The organism is Microbacterium yannicii PS01, from assembly GCF_000304335.1.
GTDB lineage: Bacteria > Actinomycetota > Actinomycetes > Actinomycetales > Microbacteriaceae > Microbacterium > Microbacterium yannicii_A.
The window spans coordinates 1-15,849 of the sequence record NZ_CAJF01000022.1 but is presented as its reverse complement, the minus strand read 5'-3'; the positions used below and the strand labels follow the sequence as shown (position 1 = coordinate 15,849).

Here is a 15,849-nt window from a genome sequence, read left to right as displayed (position 1 = left end):
CGGGGTGGGCGATAGGGTCGGCGAGTGTTCGCATTTCTGATCCGCGCCGTGACCTTCATCGTCTCGGCGGCGGTCGGGCTGATCATCGCCGACCTACTCCTCGAGGGCTTCCACATCCGCTGGGGCGACTGGTGGGGCTTCGTGCTCGCGGTGCTGATCTTCGCGCTGATCCAGAGCGTCCTCGCGCCGCTGGCCTCGCGACTCACGCGCCGTCATGCGCCGGCGCTGCTCGGGGGCATCGGCATCCTGTCGACCTTCATCTCGATCGTGATCGTCGTGCTCATCCCCGGCGCCGGCATCGGCATCTCGCAGCCACTGGCATGGGTCGTCGCGCCGCTCATCGTGTGGATCGTCACGGCGCTCGCCACCTGGCTCGTGCCGCCGCTGTTCATCAAGGACGACCGTCACGACGCGCGCAGGGCATAGCGCGAGTGGATGCCGCAGCCTCACCGCATCCGCGTCGTCGGGAATCCGGGGCTCGGGGTCGATCACGCTCGCGGCCGCCGTCGCCCGGCGGGGCGGGGTCAGATGTGGTACTCGGGGGTCGTCAGCAGGGCGCGGGTGTCGTCACCGGCACGACGGACGCGCGGTTTCGCGGGGATGCCGACCAGCACGCTGTCGGCGGGCGCGTCCTTCGTGACGACGGCGTTCGCGCCGATGACGGAGCCCGCGCCGACCGTGATCGGGCCGAGAACCTTCGCCCCGGCGCCGATCGCGACCCCGTCCTCGATGGTCGGGTGACGCTTGCCGCCCTCGCGCTGCCGACCGCCCAGCGTCACACCGTGGTACAGCATGACGTCGTCGCCGACCTCGGCGGTCTCGCCGATCACCACCCCCATGCCGTGGTCGATGAAGAAGCGGCGCCCGATGGTGGCGCCGGGGTGGATCTCGATCCCGGTGAGCCAGCGGGTGATCTGCGAGCCGGCGCGCGCGATGAATCGCGCTCGTCGAGTCCACAGGGCGTGCCAGACGCGATGCGCCCAGATGGCATGCAGGCCGGGATAGAGCACGGCGATCTCGACTCCGCTGCGGGCGGCGGGGTCGCGCAGCTTGGCGGCGGCGACGTCTTCGCGCACACGCGCCAGGAATCCGATCCGCTCCGGCAATTCGATCGTCACTTCTTCTCCGTCTCGGGCTCGCGAAGGTGCTCGTAGAGCGCGGTCGACAGGTAGCGCTCACCCGAGTCCGGGATGATCACGACGATGCGCGCGCCGGCCGCCTCGGGGCGGGCGGCGATCTCGAGCGCCGCCCAGACGGCCGCCCCCGCCGACATGCCGGCGAGGATCCCCTCGCGGGTGGCCAGCTCGCGTGCGACGCGGATCGCGTCGTCGAACTCGACATCGATGATCTCGTCGACGACGGAGCGGTCCAGCACATCGGGCACGAAGTTCGGCCCGATTCCCTGGATGCGATGACCGCCGGCGCGGCCCTCGGTGAGGACGGGGGAGTCCTTCGGCTCGACGAGCACCACCTTCGCCTGCGGGTTGCGCTGCTTGAGCACCTGGCCGACGCCCGTCACGGTTCCGCCGGTGCCCGACCCGGCCACGAACCAGTCGACGCGGCCCTCGGTGTCGCGCCAGATCTCCTCGGCGGTCGTCCGGCGATGGATGGCGGCATTCGCCTCGTGCTCGAACTGCCGCGCCAGGATCGCCCCCGGAGTCTCGGCGACGATGCGCTTGGCGGTGTCGACGGCCTCGGTCATGCCCTTGTGGGGATCGGTCAGCACGAGCTCCGCCCCGTAGGCCTTGAGCAGGGTGCGCCGCTCCTTCGACATCGACGCCGGCATCGTGAGGATCACCTTGTAGCCGCGAGCGGCACCGATCAGCGCGAGCGCGATGCCGGTGTTCCCGCTCGTCGACTCGACGATCGTGCCGCCCGGCACGAGCTCTCCTGCCGCTTCGGCTGCCTCCACGAGGGCGTACCCGAGGCGATCCTTGACCGAGGAGCCGGGGTTGTAGAACTCCAGCTTCGCCAGCACCTCGGCGCCCAGACCTTCGGTGAGCGCGTTCAGGCGCACCAGGGGAGTCTCACCGAAGGCGGTGGTGATGTCGGAATGGATGCCGGGCATGGAGCTCCTGAAGGGTGACGGTGAGACGACGACGGCGCGACGGCGCCCGAGCGGGTCGGTCGTTCGCCATCGCGCCCGGCGCCTGCGTCAATCCTCGCGCAGATCCTCGTAGAGCGCGGTCGAGAGGTAGCGCTCGCCGAACGACGGGACGATGACCACGATGTTCTTGCCCTCGGCCTCGGGACGCGCGGCGATCTGCAGGGCGGCCCAGATGGCGGCACCCGACGAGATGCCGACCAGGATGCCGTCCTTCGTCCCGACGGCGCGGGCCGTCGAGATCGCGTCGGGGAACTCCACGTCGATGACCTCGTCGATGACGCCCTGGTCGAGGATCGCGGGGATGAAGTTGGGTCCGATGCCCTGGATCTTGTGGGGTCCCGGGGTGCCCTTGGTCAGCAGCGGCGAGTCCGCCGGCTCGACGGCGATCACCTTCGCGCCCGGAGCGCGCTCCTTGAGCACCTGTCCGACGCCGGTGATGGTGCCCCCGGTGCCGATGCCGGCGACGAAGTAGTCCACCTGGCCGTCGGTGTCTCGCAGGATCTCCTCCGCCGTCGTCTTGCGGTGGATCGCGGGGTTCGCCTCGTTCTCGAACTGACGAGCCAGGACAGCGCCGGGGATCTCTGCGACGAGCTCCTCGGCCTTCGCGACGGCGCCCTTCATACCGCCGGCCGGGTCGGTGAGCACGAGTTCGGCGCCGTAGGCCTTCAGCAGCAGGCGACGCTCGACCGACATGGAAGAGGGCATCGCCAGGACGACGCGGTAGCCGCGGGCCGCGCCGACCATGGCGAGCGCGATGCCGGTGTTGCCGCTCGTGGCCTCGACGATGGTCCCACCCGCCTGCAGCTGCCCGGAGGCCTCCGCGGCGTCGACGATCGCGATGCCGAGGCGGTCCTTGACGCTCGAGGCGGGGTTGTAGAACTCCAGCTTGGCCAGCACGTTGCCGCCGACGCCTTCCGTCACGCGGTTCAGGCGCACGAGCGGGGTGTTTCCGAAAGCAGAGGTGATGTCGGGATGGATGCCGGTCATGTCGGGGCCTTTCGCGGGTTCACGGCGGAGTCGACCACCAGCCTAGGGGGGAGGCTCTCGCGCGCGAGGACGGTGAGTCCTTGTGTGACGACGGCCGGGCCGGGCACGCGCCGGGCTTAGGCTGGGTGGCCGACATGGCTTCTCCCGACAGCTCCCTCGCGCTCTCCGACGCGCTTCAGCGCGCCGCCGCCCGGCTCGCCGAAGCCGGGATCCCCGATCCCGTCGTCGATGCAGAGCTGCTCACCGGCTTCGTCCTCGGCTCGGGCCGCGGGGGAGTGCAGGCGGCGGCCCTGCGGGGCGACGCCCTCGACCCGGGCGACGCCCGGCGCCTCGAGGAGCTGGTCGCGCGTCGCGCGACGCGCGAGCCGCTGCAGCACATCACCGGTCTCGCCCCGTTCCGCCACCTCGAGCTGCGCGTGGGCCCTGGCGTCTTCGTGCCGCGGCCCGAGACCGAGGTCGTCGCGCAGCTGGCGATCGACGCGCTGCGCGCCGCGGCATCCGCTTCTCCGATCGCGGTGGATCTCGGCACCGGCAGCGGGGCGATCGCCCTCTCGATGGCGACCGAGGTCCCCCACGCTCAGGTCTTCGCCGCCGAGAACTCGGTCGATGCGTTCGTGTGGACGAAGGAGAACTTCGCGCACGTGGGCGCCGACAACGCCCGGCTGGCGTTCATCGACCTCGCGCAGGCCTTCCCGGAGCTGGATGGCACGGTGTCGGTCGTGGCGTCCAACCCTCCGTACGTTCCGGATGCCGCGATCCCGCGCGACCCGGAGGTGCGGTTCTTCGACCCGCCCGCCGCGCTCTACGGCGGCGCCGACGGCCTGGACGTCGTGCGCGTGCTCAGCGCCGTCGGCCTGCGCCTGGCCCACCCGGGCGGGACGATCGTCATCGAGCACGGCGAGTGGCAGGGCGCCGAGATCCGCGAGCTCCTCGCGGCCGACGGCTGGCGGGCCACCGCGACGCACCCCGACCTGACGATGCGCGACCGGGCGACCACCGCCCTGCGGCCCTGAACACGACCCCGTAGAGCCGGGGCGTGGGGTCGGCCCCGCTGCGAACTGGGCCGGGGCGTGGGGTCGGCCCCGCTGCGAACTGGGGCGGGGCGTGGGGTCGGCCCGCTGCGAACTGGGGCGGGGCGTGGGGTCGGCCCGCTGCGAACTGGGGCGGGGCGTGGGGTAGGCCCCGCTCCGAATTAGACTGTGGGCGATATGTCCCCCATCTTCGACTGCCGTGACGAGGCGGAGCTGCTCTCCGGCATGCGTCAGGCGCGCCAGGCCATCGGGCGCGGCGAACTCGTGGTGATGCCGACCGACACCGTCTACGGCGTCGCCGCCGACGCGTTCGACGCGAAGGCCGTCGAGCGCCTGCTCGCTGCGAAGGGCCGGGGCCGGCAGTCGCCGCCGCCGGTGCTCGTCGCCGGGCTGACGACGCTGCGCGCCCTGGTCGCGGAGGTACCCGAGCCGGTCGAGCGCCTGGTCGAGGCGTTCTGGCCGGGTGGCCTGACGATCGTGCTGCCGGCGCAGCCGTCGCTGTCGTGGGACCTCGGCGACACCCACGGCACGGTGGCGGTGCGGATGCCCGCCCACCGCATGGCACTGGAGCTGCTGGAGGAGACGGGGCCGCTCGCGGTCTCGAGCGCGAACCTCACCGGCATGGCGGCCGGCATCACGGCGGAGGACGCGCAGGGGATGCTGGGCGACAGCGTCGCCGTCTACCTCAGCGACGGGCCCTCGAAGACCGGGGTCGCTTCGACGATCATCGACGCCACGAGCCTCGTGGGCGGCGACCGGCCTCTCATCCGCGTCCTGCGGGAAGGCGCCATCGATCGCGCCGCCCTCCGGGAGGTGCTCGGCGACCTGCTCGAGCCGGACCCCGAGCCAGACTACCCGGCCCCACCGGCTGCGCCCGTCGAACGGCCCGTCGATCCCGCGACAGAGCCGGAGCCCTCGCAGCCGAAACGCGACGGCGCGTGAAGCAGTACGTCTTCACGATCCTTCTGACCGCGGCGGTCACCTTCGTCCTGTCGTGGGCGGTGTGGCGACTGAGCCTCAAGTACAAGCTGTACCCGGGCATCCGCGAGCGCGACGTCCACAAGACGCCGACGCCGCGCCTGGGCGGCATCGCCATGTTCCTCGGGGTGGTGGCGGCGTTCGCGGTCTCGTCGCAGCATCCGTTCTTCGCCATCGTCTGGTCGCAGCCGCATGAGGTCTACGCGCTGCTGGGGGCGACGGCGCTCATCGTCGTCGTCGGCGTTCTCGACGACCTGTGGGATCTGGACTGGACGATCAAGCTCGGCGCGCAGTTCCTGGCCGCCGGCGTCATCGCCTGGTTCGGCAAGCTGCAGATCTACACGCTGCCGCTGGGCGGCATGACGATCTTCTCGAGCTGGGCGAGCTTCGCATTGACGGTGTTCTCGATCGTCGTCGTGATGAACGCGGTGAACTTCATCGACGGGCTCGACGGCCTCGTGGCCGGCGTCTGCCTGATCGCCAACGCGGTGTTCTTCGCGTACTCCTACATGCTCGTGCGCGACACCGGCGAGAGCTCGTTCTTCAACCTCGCCTCCTTCATCGCGGCGGTGCTGATCGGCGCGTGCATCGGCTTCCTGCCGTTGAACTGGAGTCCGGCGCGCCTGTTCATGGGCGATGCCGGCGCGCTCATGCTGGGCCTGCTCATGGCGTGCTCGGCCATCGCCATCACCAGCAACTTCGACCCCGCCATGATGGGCGACAACGACCAGTTCGGCCGTTCGCAGCTGCTCGGTGCCTTCATCCCGATCCTGCTGCCCGTCGTCGTGGTGCTCCTGCCGCTGCTCGACTTCGGTCTCGCCGTCGTGCGCCGCATGAGCAGGGGCAAGTCGCCGTTCTCTCCCGACCGCAAGCACCTGCACCACCGCATGCTCGACATGGGGCACTCCGACCGCGATGCCGTGCTCATCTTCTATGCGTGGACCGCGCTCGTGAGCCTGTCTGTGCTGCTGATGTACATCGGCACCACGCTGGAGTGGCCCGGCGACTACCTCATCGGCGTCGCGTACGGCGTGGTCGGCGTCGCGGCCTGTCTCGTCGTCACCTTCCTGCCCTCGCGTCGCCGTCCGCGCGCGAGCTCCCACCGTTCGGCGCCCACCCCGGCGTCCGACCCCACCATCCCGGAGATCGCCCGATGACCCCCAGCCCCGTCTCCAGCACGCCGATCCTGCGCACCGTCCTGGTGTGGTCGGGCACGGTGACCGCCGTGCTCGCTGTCGTCGGCGCGGTCGTCGGCTACCTCGTCGCGGGAACGACCGGGCTGTGGAGCGCGCTGGTCGGCGTGCTCGTCGCGGCGGTGTTCCTCGGGATCACCGGCGCCAGCATCCTGATCGCCAACCGCTGGTACGGCCAGGAGCTGTACGTGCCGTTCTTCTTCGCGATCGTGCTGGGCGGGTGGATCCTCAAGTTCATCGTCTTCATCGTCGCGCTGCTGGTGCTGCGCGACCAGCCGTGGGTGCAACCCACCGTCTTCTTCGTCGCCGTCGTGGTGAGCGTCCTGGCCTCGCTCCTGGTCGACGTGGTGGTGCTGCTGCGCATGCGGGTGCCGCACGTCAGCGACGTCGAGCTGCCGACCGACCCGGATGCCGGAGACCGCACCGACGGGCACGGCTCGGGTCGGCCCGGACCCGCGGCGGATTCCGGGCCCTCACAAGTTTGATAGGCTGACTGAGCGCCCGCCCGCTCGCTCTGCGAGCGCTTGCGGAGTGACGCTCACCGACCATCGTCGCAAAGGTTCTTGACCGATGCCCCGAAGCTGGAGCCAGCGCTGACTACTCAAGCTGCGACCCTGATCGCCCCCTTTGCCGCCGACGCGCCCCCGGAGTTCCACGGGCCGTCGATCGACGAGTTCTTCCCCGAGGTGCTCTTCAGCCTGGCGGGGGTTCCGGTCACGCGGATCCACCTGATCCAGTTCCTGGCGACCGCCGCGATCGTTCTGATCTTCTGGCTCGGCACCCGCCGCATGAAGGTCGTGCCCGGCCGGTTCCAGAGCCTGGTCGAGATGGGCCTGGACTTCGTCCGGGTGAACATCGGCGAAGACCTGCTCGGAAAGAAGGACGCCCAGCGCTTCCTTCCGATCCTCACCACGATCTTCTTCATGGTGCTGTTCATGAACATCACGGGGATCATCCCGTTCCTGAACATCGCCGGAACCGCGATCGTCGCCGTGCCGCTGACGCTCGCCGTCGTGAGCTATGTCACCTTCATCTACGCCGGCATCAAGAAGAGCCCGAAGAACTTCTTCAAGAACTCGCTCTTCCCGTCGGGCGTGCCGTGGCCGATCTACATCATCGTGACGCCGATCGAGCTGATCTCGACCTTCATCATCCGGCCGGTCACGCTCACGCTCCGACTCCTCATGAACATGATGGTCGGCCACCTGCTGCTCGTGCTCTTCTTCGCGGCGACGCAGTTCTTCCTCATCGACATGGGCGGCTGGTGGTCGGCGCTCGCGGCCGGGTCGCTCGCGTTCGGCTTCATCTTCACCCTGTTCGAAATCCTGGTGGCCGTCCTCCAGGCGTACGTCTTCGCTCTCCTCACCGCGGTCTACATCCAGCTCGCGGTCGCGGAAGAGCACTAAGCGGGTCGGCCCGTAAAGCCGCCCATAACCGAAAGGAAACACCCCCGTGGACGCAACTACGGTTCTCGCCGAGCTCAGTGGCAACGTCGCGACGATGGGCTACGGCCTCGCGGCCATCGGCCCGGCCATCGGCGTGGGCATCGTCGTCGGCAAGACGATCGAGGGCGTGGCTCGCCAGCCCGAGCTCGCCGGCCGCCTGCAGGTGCTCATGTGGATCGGTATCGCCTTCACCGAGGCGCTCGCCTTCATCGGCATCGCCACGTACTTCATCTTCACCTCCTGATCGTCGACTTCCAGCCCTAAGGAGACAGGATGCTGAACGCTCTTGTCGCGTATGCGGCGGAGGAAGGTGCGGCCCCCAACCCGCTCATCCCCGCCTGGTACGACATCATCTGGTCGGCGGTCTGCTTCGTCGTCATTCTCTTCATCTTCTGGAAGGTCGCTCTTCCGCGGATGAAGAAGATGCTCGACGAGCGCTCGACGGCGATCGAAGGCAACATCGCGAAGGCCGACGAGGCGCAGCGCAAGGCCGAGGCGGCTCTCGAGGAGTACACCGCCCAGCTCGCCGACGCCCGCAAGGAGGCCGGTGAGATCCGCGACGCCGCCCGCGAGGACGGCCGCAAGATCGTCGCCGAGGCCAAAGAGACGGCGACCGCCGAGGCTGCGCGCCTGACGGCGACGGCGCACTCGCAGATCGAGGCCGAGCGCCAGACCGCTCTGGTGTCGCTGCGCAGCGAGGTGGGCACGCTCGCCCTCGACCTGGCCGGCGGCGTGATCGGTGAGACGCTGACGGACGACCAGAAGGCCCAGGCCGTGGTCGACCGCTTCCTCGCCGAGCTCGAGGCATCCGAAGGAGCCAAGGCGTAATGGGCAGCGCGACCACTCAGGCCCTCGCGGCGACGACCGCGGCGCTCAGCGCCGCGTCGGGCGTCGACCTCGACGTGGCCCGCGAGCTCTTCGCGGCGGCACGCGCGGTGGGCGACTCGTCGCAGCTGAGCGGCGCGCTGGCCGACTCCTCCGCGCCGGTCGCGGCGCGGCGCAAGGTCGTGAGCGACGTGTTCGGCACGGCCGTGGCGCCTGCGACGGCATCGCTGCTGACGACGGCCGTCGAGCAGCGGTGGTCGACGCCGGCCGACCTCGTCGACGGGATCGAAGAGCTCGCGGTGCGGGCAGCGGCGATCGCCGACGGCTCGGCCGATGTCGAGGACGAGCTGTTCCGCTTCTCCCGGACCGTCGCGGGCAACTCCGAGCTCGAGCTCGCACTGGGCAGCCGGCTCGGAGACGCCTCCGCCAAGGGAGCGCTCGTCCAGACGCTGCTGAGTGGACGTGCGAGTGCTGCCGCGACTCTCATCGCATCATCCCTCGTCCAGCAGCCGCGCGAGCGCCGCGTCCGACAGCTGCTCTCGCGGGCGACGAGGATCGTGGCCGATCAGCGCGGGCGCAAGGTCGCGACGGTCTTCGCCGCGTCGCCGCTGAGCCCCGCGCAGACAGACCGCCTCGCCGCGGCCTTGTCGGCGCGGTACGGGTCGCGCGTGTCGATCAACACCGTCGTCGACCGAGCCGTGGTCGGCGGACTGCGCGTGCAGATCGGCGACGACGTCATCGACGCGAGCGTGTCGTCGCGCCTGGCCGATCTTCGCCAGCGGCTGGCCGGCTAGTACAGACTTCCCGCCGAGCGCGGAGATCTCGGGGCCTCGTCCCCACCCACACGAACTTTGAAACAAAGGGAAGACAATGGCAGAACTGTCAATCAGCCCCGACGTCATCCGTGACGCGCTGAAGGATTTCGTCGCCGCCTACGAGCCCACCGGGGCCGCGGCGACCGAGGTCGGCACCGTCATCGATGCCGCCGACGGCATCGCGCACGTCGAGGGCCTGCCCGGCGTCATGGCGAACGAGCTCGTGACGTTCGAGGACGGCACGCTCGGCCTCGCACAGAACCTCGACGAGCACGAGATCGGCGTCGTCGTGCTGGGCGAGTTCTCCGGCATCGAAGCCGGCAACTCCGTGACCCGCACGGGCGAGGTGCTGTCGGTGCCGGTCGGCGAAGGTTACCTCGGCCGCGTGGTCGACCCGCTGGGCAACCCGATCGACGGTCTCGGCGAGATCACCGGCATCGAGGGCCGTCGTGCACTCGAGCTGCAGGCGCCCGGCGTCATGCAGCGCAAGTCGGTGCACGAGCCGCTCCAGACCGGCATCAAGGCCATCGACGCGATGATCCCGGTCGGCCGCGGCCAGCGCCAGCTCATCATCGGCGACCGCCAGACCGGCAAGACGGCCATCGCGATCGACACGATCATCAACCAGAAGGCCAACTGGGAGTCCGGCGACAAGGACAAGCAGGTTCGCTGCATCTACGTCGCCATCGGTCAGAAGGGCTCGACGATCGCGGCCGTCAAGGGCGCGCTCGAGGACGCCGGGGCCATGGAGTACACGACGATCGTCGCGGCTCCCGCCTCCGACCCCGCCGGCTTCAAGTACCTCGCCCCCTACACCGGCTCGGCCATCGGCCAGCACTGGATGTACGACGGCAAGCACGTGCTCATCATCTTCGACGACCTGACCAAGCAGGCCGAGGCCTACCGAGCCGTGTCGCTCCTCCTGCGCCGCCCGCCGGGCCGCGAGGCGTACCCCGGCGACGTGTTCTACCTGCACTCGCGTCTGCTCGAGCGCTGCGCGAAGCTGTCGGACGAGCTGGGCGCGGGCTCGATGACGGGCCTGCCGATCATCGAGACGAAGGCGAACGACGTGTCGGCCTACATCCCGACCAACGTGATCTCGATCACCGACGGCCAGATCTTCCTGCAGTCGGACCTCTTCAACGCCAACCAGCGTCCCGCGGTCGACGTCGGCATCTCGGTGTCGCGCGTCGGCGGCGACGCCCAGGTCAAGTCGATCAAGAAGGTCTCGGGCACGCTGAAGCTCGAGCTGGCGCAGTACCGCTCGCTCGAGGCGTTCGCGATGTTCGCGAGCGACCTCGACCCCGCATCGCGTCGCCAGCTGGCCCGCGGTGCGCGCCTGACCGAGCTGCTCAAGCAGCCGCAGTACTCGCCGTACCCGGTGGAGGAGCAGGTCGTCTCGATCTGGGCCGGCACCAACGGGAAGCTGGACTCGATCGAGGTCGAGGACGTGCTCTCGTTCGAGCGCGAGCTGCTGGACTACCTTCGCCGCAACACAACGGTGCTCGACACGCTTCGCGACACGAACGTCCTCGACGACGACACCGTCGCCGAGCTCGCGAAGAGGACCGACGAGTTCATCCTCGAGTTCCAGGCCGGCAAGGGCCAGGCGATCGGTCGCCTCGGCCACGAAGAGGTCGCGGCCGCAGAGGTCGATGACGTGAACCAGGAGAAGATCGTCAAGGGCCGCCGCTAAGGCGACACCGGACTAGGACAATGGGCGCACAACTCCGGGTCTACAAGCAGAAGATCAGCACTGCTCAGACGACCAAGAAGATCACGAAGGCGATGGAGCTCATCGCGGCTTCGCGCATTCAGAAGGCGATGGCGCGCGTGCGCGCGTCCTCGCCGTTCGCGCGAGCCGTGACGCGAGCCGTCTCCGCCGTGGCGACGCACTCCAACGTCGAGCACCCCCTCACCCGAGAGCGCGAGGTCATCCGCCGGTCCGCCGTCGTGATCTTCGCGTCCGACCGGGGCCTGGCGGGCGCGTTCAACTCGCAGATCCTCCGTGAGGGCCTCGAGCTGGCCGAGCTGCTGCGGCAGCAGGGCAAGGAGCCGGTGTTCTACCTCATCGGCCGCCGGGCCGTCGGGTACTTCCAGTTCCGTCGCATGGAGTCCGCTGCGGAGTGGACGGGCGACACCGACACCCCGCACTTCACCACGGCCGAAGAGATCGCGGCGACACTGCTCGACGCGTACGACCGCGGTGGCGAAGACGGCGGCGTCGACGAGATCAACCTCGTCTACAACCGCTTCGTCAGCATGATGACCCAGACGCCCGAGACCGTGCGCCTGCTGCCGCTCGAGGTCGTCGAGGCCGAGGAAGCGGCATCCGCCCAGGTGTATCCGCTGTACGAGTTCGAGCCGGACGCCGGCGTCGTCCTCGATGCGCTGCTGCCGGTGTACATCCAGAGCCGCGTGTTCAACGCGCTGCTCCAGTCGTCGGCCGCCAAGCACGCCGCGACGCAGAAGGCGATGAAGTCGGCCAGCGACAACGCCGACAAGCTCATCACCGACTACACCCGCCTGCGCAACAACGCGCGTCAGGCCGAGATCACGCAGCAGATCGCCGAGATCGTCGGCGGCGCCGACGCCCTGTCGTCCGGCAAATAGACCACACGAAAGAGAAGAAGCCATGAGCCTCACCGCAGAGAAGACGCAAGCCCCGGTCGTCGGGCGGGTCGCCCGTGTGACCGGTCCGGTCGTCGACATCGAGTTCCCGCACGACGCGATCCCCGACATCTACAACGCGCTGAAGACCACGATCGTCATCGAGGGCGAGTCCAACGAGATCACTCTCGAGGTCGCTCAGCACCTGGGTGACGACCTCGTCCGCGCCATCGCGCTCAAGCCGACCGACGGCGTCGTCCGCGGCCAGGAGGTGCGCGACACCGGCGAGCAGATCACCGTGCCCGTCGGCGACGTCACCAAGGGCAAGGTCTTCAACGTCACCGGCGAGGTTCTCAACGCCGAGCCGGGCGAGACCATCGAGATCACCGAGCGCTGGCCCATCCACCGCAAGGCGCCGAACTTCGACCAGCTCGAGTCGAAGACCCAGATGTTCGAGACCGGCATCAAGGTCATCGACCTGCTGACGCCGTACGTGCTCGGCGGCAAGATCGGCCTCTTCGGCGGTGCGGGCGTCGGCAAGACGGTCCTCATCCAGGAGATGATCCAGCGCGTCGCGCAGGACCACGGCGGCGTGTCGGTGTTCGCCGGTGTCGGCGAGCGCACCCGCGAGGGCAACGACCTCATCCACGAGATGGAGGAGGCGGGCGTCTTCGACAAGACCGCCCTCGTCTTCGGTCAGATGGACGAGCCGCCGGGGACGCGTCTGCGCGTCGCCCTGTCGGCGCTCACGATGGCGGAGTACTTCCGCGACGTCCAGAAGCAGGACGTGCTGCTCTTCATCGACAACATCTTCCGCTTCACGCAGGCCGGATCCGAGGTCTCCACCCTCCTCGGCCGCATGCCGTCCGCAGTGGGATACCAGCCGAACCTCGCCGACGAGATGGGTGTGCTCCAGGAGCGCATCACCTCGACCCGCGGTCACTCGATCACCTCGCTGCAGGCGATCTACGTGCCCGCCGACGACTACACCGACCCGGCTCCGGCGACCACGTTCGCCCACCTCGACGCCACGACCGAGCTCTCCCGCGAGATCGCGTCGAAGGGTCTGTACCCGGCCGTCGACCCGCTCACCTCGACGAGCCGCATCCTCGACCCCCGCTACATCGGTGAGGACCACTACCGCGTGGCCACCGCTGTGAAGCAGATCCTCCAGAAGAACAAGGAGCTGCAGGAGATCATCGCGATCCTCGGTGTCGACGAGCTCTCCGAAGAGGACAAGATCGTCGTGTCGCGCGCACGACGCATCCAGCAGTTCCTCTCGCAGAACACCTACATGGCGAAGAAGTTCACCGGCGTCGAGGGCTCCACCGTCCCGATCAAGGAGACGATCGAGTCGTTCGACGCGATCGTCAAGGGCGACTTCGACCACGTCGCCGAGCAGGCCTTCTTCAACGTCGGCGGCATCTCGGACGTCGAAGAGAACTGGGCACGCATCCAGAAGGAGAACGGCTGACATGCCACTCAAGGTGAGCCTCGTCTCCGCGGACGCGGAGGTCTGGTCGGGTGAGGCGTCGCTCGTCGTCGCCAAGACCGTCCTGGGCGAGATCGGCTTCATGCCCGGCCATGAGCCGGTGCTGGCCATCCTCGCTGAGGGTCAGGTGCGCATCACCGAGACCTCCGGCTCGAAGATCATCGCCAACGCGCAGGACGGATTCCTCTCCATGGAGGGCGACGACCTGACGATCGTGGCGGGCAACGCGGCGCTGATCGCCTGACGCTGTCACATCTGTCCGCCTCGGCCGGTTCCCCTGGGAACCGGCCGAGGCGTCTTTCCGGAAGCGCCCATGCTGATCCTCCTGCCTCCCTCCGAGACGAAACGCTCGGGCGGCCGACGTGCGCCGCTCGACACGGCCTCCCTTTCGCTCGGGGGGTCTGACTCCGCAGCGTGAGACGGTCGTCGACGCGCTCATCGCGCTGTCGGCCGACGAGGACGAGGCCGCGCGCGTGCTGAAGCTCGGCCCGACGCAGCGCGGCGAGGTCGCGGTGAACGCGCAGCTGCGGACGTCGCCGACGATGGCGGCGGTCGATCGCTACACCGGAGTGCTCTACGACGCGCTGGACGCGGCATCCCTCGACGCCGTCGCCCGCCGCTGGATCGGCGGTCATGTCCTGGTGCACTCGGCGCCGTTCGGGCCCGTGGGCGGACTCGACCCGATCCCGGCGTACCGGCTGGGGGCGTCGTCGTCGATCCCCGGGCTTCCGGCGCTGCGACGCGTGTGGGCGGATGCCGTCACCACCGCTCTCGCGGAGGCCGCACCGCGCTTCGTGCTCGACCTGCGCTCTGAGGCCTATGCGGTGCTCGGTCCGGTACCCGGCGGGATCCCCTCCCGCTACGTGCGGGTCGTGAGCGAAGGTCCCGGCGGGGCGGTGCGTGCGCTCAACCACTTCAACAAGCACGCGAAGGGCGCGCTCGTTCGTCGCCTGGCCGCCGAGCGGCCGCGCCTCGGGTCCGCCGCAGCGTTCCTGCGCTGGGCGGACGCGGCAGGACTCCGAATGCGCGAGAACGCGACCGGCGAGCTGGAGCTGTTCGCGAGCCCCTAGCGTCAGCCCCGGGTGTTCTCGGCCGTGCGCTCGGTGTTCTCGGCGATCGCGATCAGGGCGACGACGCCCTCGATGACGAACCTCAGCAGGATGATCGCGAGGAAGGTCAGCACCGGTACGATCACGAGCGTGGCGACGATGGCGCTGATGCCGCCGCCGACGTTGTACCAGAGCAGCGAGATGCCGCCGATGAGGCCGCTGACGAAGTAGACGATGAACCCGATGCCGATGGCGATCAGTCCGACGAGGTAGAAGACGCTCGCCAGTCGCCGCGTGATGAAGGTGCGGAACGACAGGTCGAACAGCGCCGAGAAGAACCCGCGCCCGATGTCGCCGGCGTCGCCTCCGACACGGGGGACCCCGGTGTCGTCGGGGTCGGCGCCGGGGCCGTAGCCAGATGTCGTGGTGCGCGCATCGGTCTCACGGGCGACCTCCGCAGCGGACCGCTCGGGAAGCGGCGGGGGAGAGGACGGGTTCTGAGCGGTCATCGAGACTCCTTCGCTCGGGACGGATGTGCCCAGGCTATCCACCGCGGCGCGACGGGGGCCATCCCCCCGACACGGCCGTAATGCTGACACGGCGGCGCGCGCGTCGATAGCATGTGAGCCGCGGGGCTGCTTGCCTCGCCATCGTGGTCTTCACGATGTCGTTCGTGGCCCTGGGAGGCCGTAAATGACCGACTATTCCGACTACGGGGCTGGTTACGTGCTGGCCTGGATCTTCATCTTCCTTCCGCTCTTCCTCTTCTTCGCCGTCATCGGGTACGTCCTGACCTCGTGGTTCCTGATGAAGATCTTCGAGAAGGCGGGAGTGCAGGGGAAGTGGCGCGCGTGGGTGCCGATCTACAACACCCTGATCTTCGTCAAGCTCGGCGACCTCAACCCGTGGTGGCTGCTGGTGCTCTGGGGTGGCACCATCGTGCTGGGCTGGGTCCCCGTGCTCGGCACCATCATCGGGATCGCGGCGTTCCTCTACACGCTGCTCGCCGCCTGGCGCGTGGGTCTGAAGCTGCAGAAGGAAGCCGTCTGGCTGATCCTGTACTTCTTCCTCTCCATCGTGTGGCTCGGCATCAACGCGTTCGACCGGTCGCGCTGGAACACCGCCATCCCCGCGGCACCGTGGGCGGGCAACTTCCTCGCCGACAAGACCGTGTGGTCGGGCGTTCCCAGCCAGGCACCCGCCGGCGGCTACCCCGCGAACCCCGCGACGGCTCCGGGCGGCTACGCCCCTCCCGCCGGCTACCAGCCTCCGGCCGGATACACCGCGCCGCCGGCACCGCCCTCGGGCTACACCGCG

At 69.2% G+C, this 15,849-nt stretch carries 19 protein-coding genes; 15 read left to right on the top strand and 4 right to left on the bottom strand.

All coding sequences use genetic code 11. The features are described from left to right. Window positions 1–24: 24 nt before the first annotated feature. A complete protein-coding gene (locus WYM_RS12835; protein WP_019181247.1) occupies window positions 25–426 on the top strand; it encodes a phage holin family protein in 402 nt (133 codons plus the stop codon). A 98-nt stretch (window positions 427–524) separates the two neighbouring features. On the opposite strand, the gene epsC is transcribed toward WYM_RS12835, so the two are convergent. From epsC to cysK (WYM_RS12820), 3 genes are all read right to left on the bottom strand, one after another. After that, window positions 525–1,094, bottom strand: coding sequence for a serine O-acetyltransferase EpsC (epsC, locus tag WYM_RS12830; RefSeq protein WP_157525187.1), 570 nt, complete (start codon window positions 1,092–1,094; stop codon window positions 525–527). 20 nt (window positions 1,095–1,114) lie between these two features. Next, on the bottom strand, window positions 1,115–2,068 hold the full coding sequence (gene cysK / locus WYM_RS12825) for a cysteine synthase A (protein ID WP_019181245.1): 954 nt from the start codon (window positions 2,066–2,068) through the stop codon (window positions 1,115–1,117). A gap of 87 nt (window positions 2,069–2,155) precedes the next feature. Next, the gene (gene cysK / locus WYM_RS12820; RefSeq protein WP_019181244.1) at window positions 2,156–3,094 is read right to left on the bottom strand and encodes a cysteine synthase A; all 939 of its coding nucleotides are present in this window, start codon (window positions 3,092–3,094) and stop codon (window positions 2,156–2,158) included. Between the two features lie 134 nt (window positions 3,095–3,228). Here cysK (WYM_RS12820) and prmC point away from each other — a divergent pair, with 134 nt between their 5' ends. The 13 genes from prmC (at window position 3,229) to WYM_RS20200 (ending at window position 14,553) form a co-directional block, all read left to right on the top strand. After that, window positions 3,229–4,107: a peptide chain release factor N(5)-glutamine methyltransferase gene (gene prmC / locus WYM_RS12815; RefSeq protein ID WP_026059794.1), complete on the top strand. Its 879-nt coding sequence runs from the start codon at window positions 3,229–3,231 to the stop codon at window positions 4,105–4,107. Window positions 4,108–4,302: 195 nt separating this feature from the next. Next, a complete protein-coding gene (locus tag WYM_RS12810) occupies window positions 4,303–5,067 on the top strand; it encodes an L-threonylcarbamoyladenylate synthase (RefSeq protein ID WP_019181242.1) in 765 nt (254 codons plus the stop codon). Continuing rightward, window positions 5,064–6,260, top strand: a complete 1,197-nt coding sequence (locus WYM_RS12805) for an MraY family glycosyltransferase (protein WP_019181241.1) — start codon at window positions 5,064–5,066, stop codon at window positions 6,258–6,260. Before WYM_RS12810 ends, WYM_RS12805 begins: the two co-directional genes overlap by 4 nt. Continuing rightward, complete coding sequence (locus tag WYM_RS12800) at window positions 6,257–6,781, top strand: hypothetical protein (protein WP_019181240.1); 525 nt, start codon at window positions 6,257–6,259, stop codon at window positions 6,779–6,781. Before WYM_RS12805 ends, WYM_RS12800 begins: the two co-directional genes overlap by 4 nt. Before the next feature lie 78 nt (window positions 6,782–6,859). Beyond that, window positions 6,860–7,702: a F0F1 ATP synthase subunit A gene (gene atpB, locus WYM_RS20205; protein ID WP_019181239.1), complete on the top strand. Its 843-nt coding sequence runs from the start codon at window positions 6,860–6,862 to the stop codon at window positions 7,700–7,702. 46 nt (window positions 7,703–7,748) lie between these two features. Beyond that, on the top strand, window positions 7,749–7,985 hold the full coding sequence (atpE, locus tag WYM_RS12790; RefSeq protein ID WP_019181238.1) for an ATP synthase F0 subunit C: 237 nt from the start codon (window positions 7,749–7,751) through the stop codon (window positions 7,983–7,985). A gap of 29 nt (window positions 7,986–8,014) precedes the next feature. Beyond that, a complete protein-coding gene (locus WYM_RS12785; protein WP_019181237.1) occupies window positions 8,015–8,569 on the top strand; it encodes a F0F1 ATP synthase subunit B in 555 nt (184 codons plus the stop codon). Beyond that, window positions 8,569–9,360 (top strand): F0F1 ATP synthase subunit delta, encoded by a 792-nt coding sequence (locus tag WYM_RS12780; RefSeq protein ID WP_019181236.1) that lies wholly within the window; start codon window positions 8,569–8,571, stop codon window positions 9,358–9,360. The genes WYM_RS12785 and WYM_RS12780 overlap by 1 nt, the downstream gene beginning before the upstream one ends. 76 nt (window positions 9,361–9,436) lie before the next feature. Further along, the gene (atpA, locus tag WYM_RS12775) at window positions 9,437–11,077 is read left to right on the top strand and encodes a F0F1 ATP synthase subunit alpha (protein WP_019181235.1); all 1,641 of its coding nucleotides are present in this window, start codon (window positions 9,437–9,439) and stop codon (window positions 11,075–11,077) included. A gap of 20 nt (window positions 11,078–11,097) precedes the next feature. Continuing rightward, entirely contained in the window at window positions 11,098–11,994 is an 897-nt protein-coding gene (locus WYM_RS12770) for a F0F1 ATP synthase subunit gamma (RefSeq protein ID WP_019181234.1), read from the top strand. Between the two features lie 22 nt (window positions 11,995–12,016). Continuing rightward, window positions 12,017–13,465 carry a F0F1 ATP synthase subunit beta gene (gene atpD, locus WYM_RS12765; protein ID WP_019181233.1) on the top strand — a complete coding sequence of 483 codons (1,449 nt, stop codon included), beginning with the start codon at window positions 12,017–12,019 and terminating at the stop codon, window positions 13,463–13,465. Window position 13,466: 1 nt separating this feature from the next. Further along, window positions 13,467–13,727, top strand: a complete 261-nt coding sequence (locus WYM_RS12760; protein ID WP_019181232.1) for a F0F1 ATP synthase subunit epsilon — start codon at window positions 13,467–13,469, stop codon at window positions 13,725–13,727. Window positions 13,728–13,845: 118 nt separating this feature from the next. Then, window positions 13,846–14,553, top strand: a complete 708-nt coding sequence (locus WYM_RS20200) for a YaaA family protein (RefSeq protein WP_019181231.1) — start codon at window positions 13,846–13,848, stop codon at window positions 14,551–14,553. Between the two features lie 2 nt (window positions 14,554–14,555). Here WYM_RS20200 and WYM_RS12750 read toward each other — a convergent pair whose 3' ends face one another. Further along, window positions 14,556–15,041 (bottom strand): DUF4282 domain-containing protein, encoded by a 486-nt coding sequence (locus tag WYM_RS12750; protein WP_019181230.1) that lies wholly within the window; start codon window positions 15,039–15,041, stop codon window positions 14,556–14,558. A 184-nt stretch (window positions 15,042–15,225) separates the two neighbouring features. On the opposite strand from WYM_RS12750, the gene WYM_RS12745 reads away from it, so the two are divergent. Beyond that, window positions 15,226–15,849 (top strand): DUF5684 domain-containing protein (locus WYM_RS12745; RefSeq protein WP_026059792.1); only part of this gene is annotated, 624 nt, incomplete at its 3' end.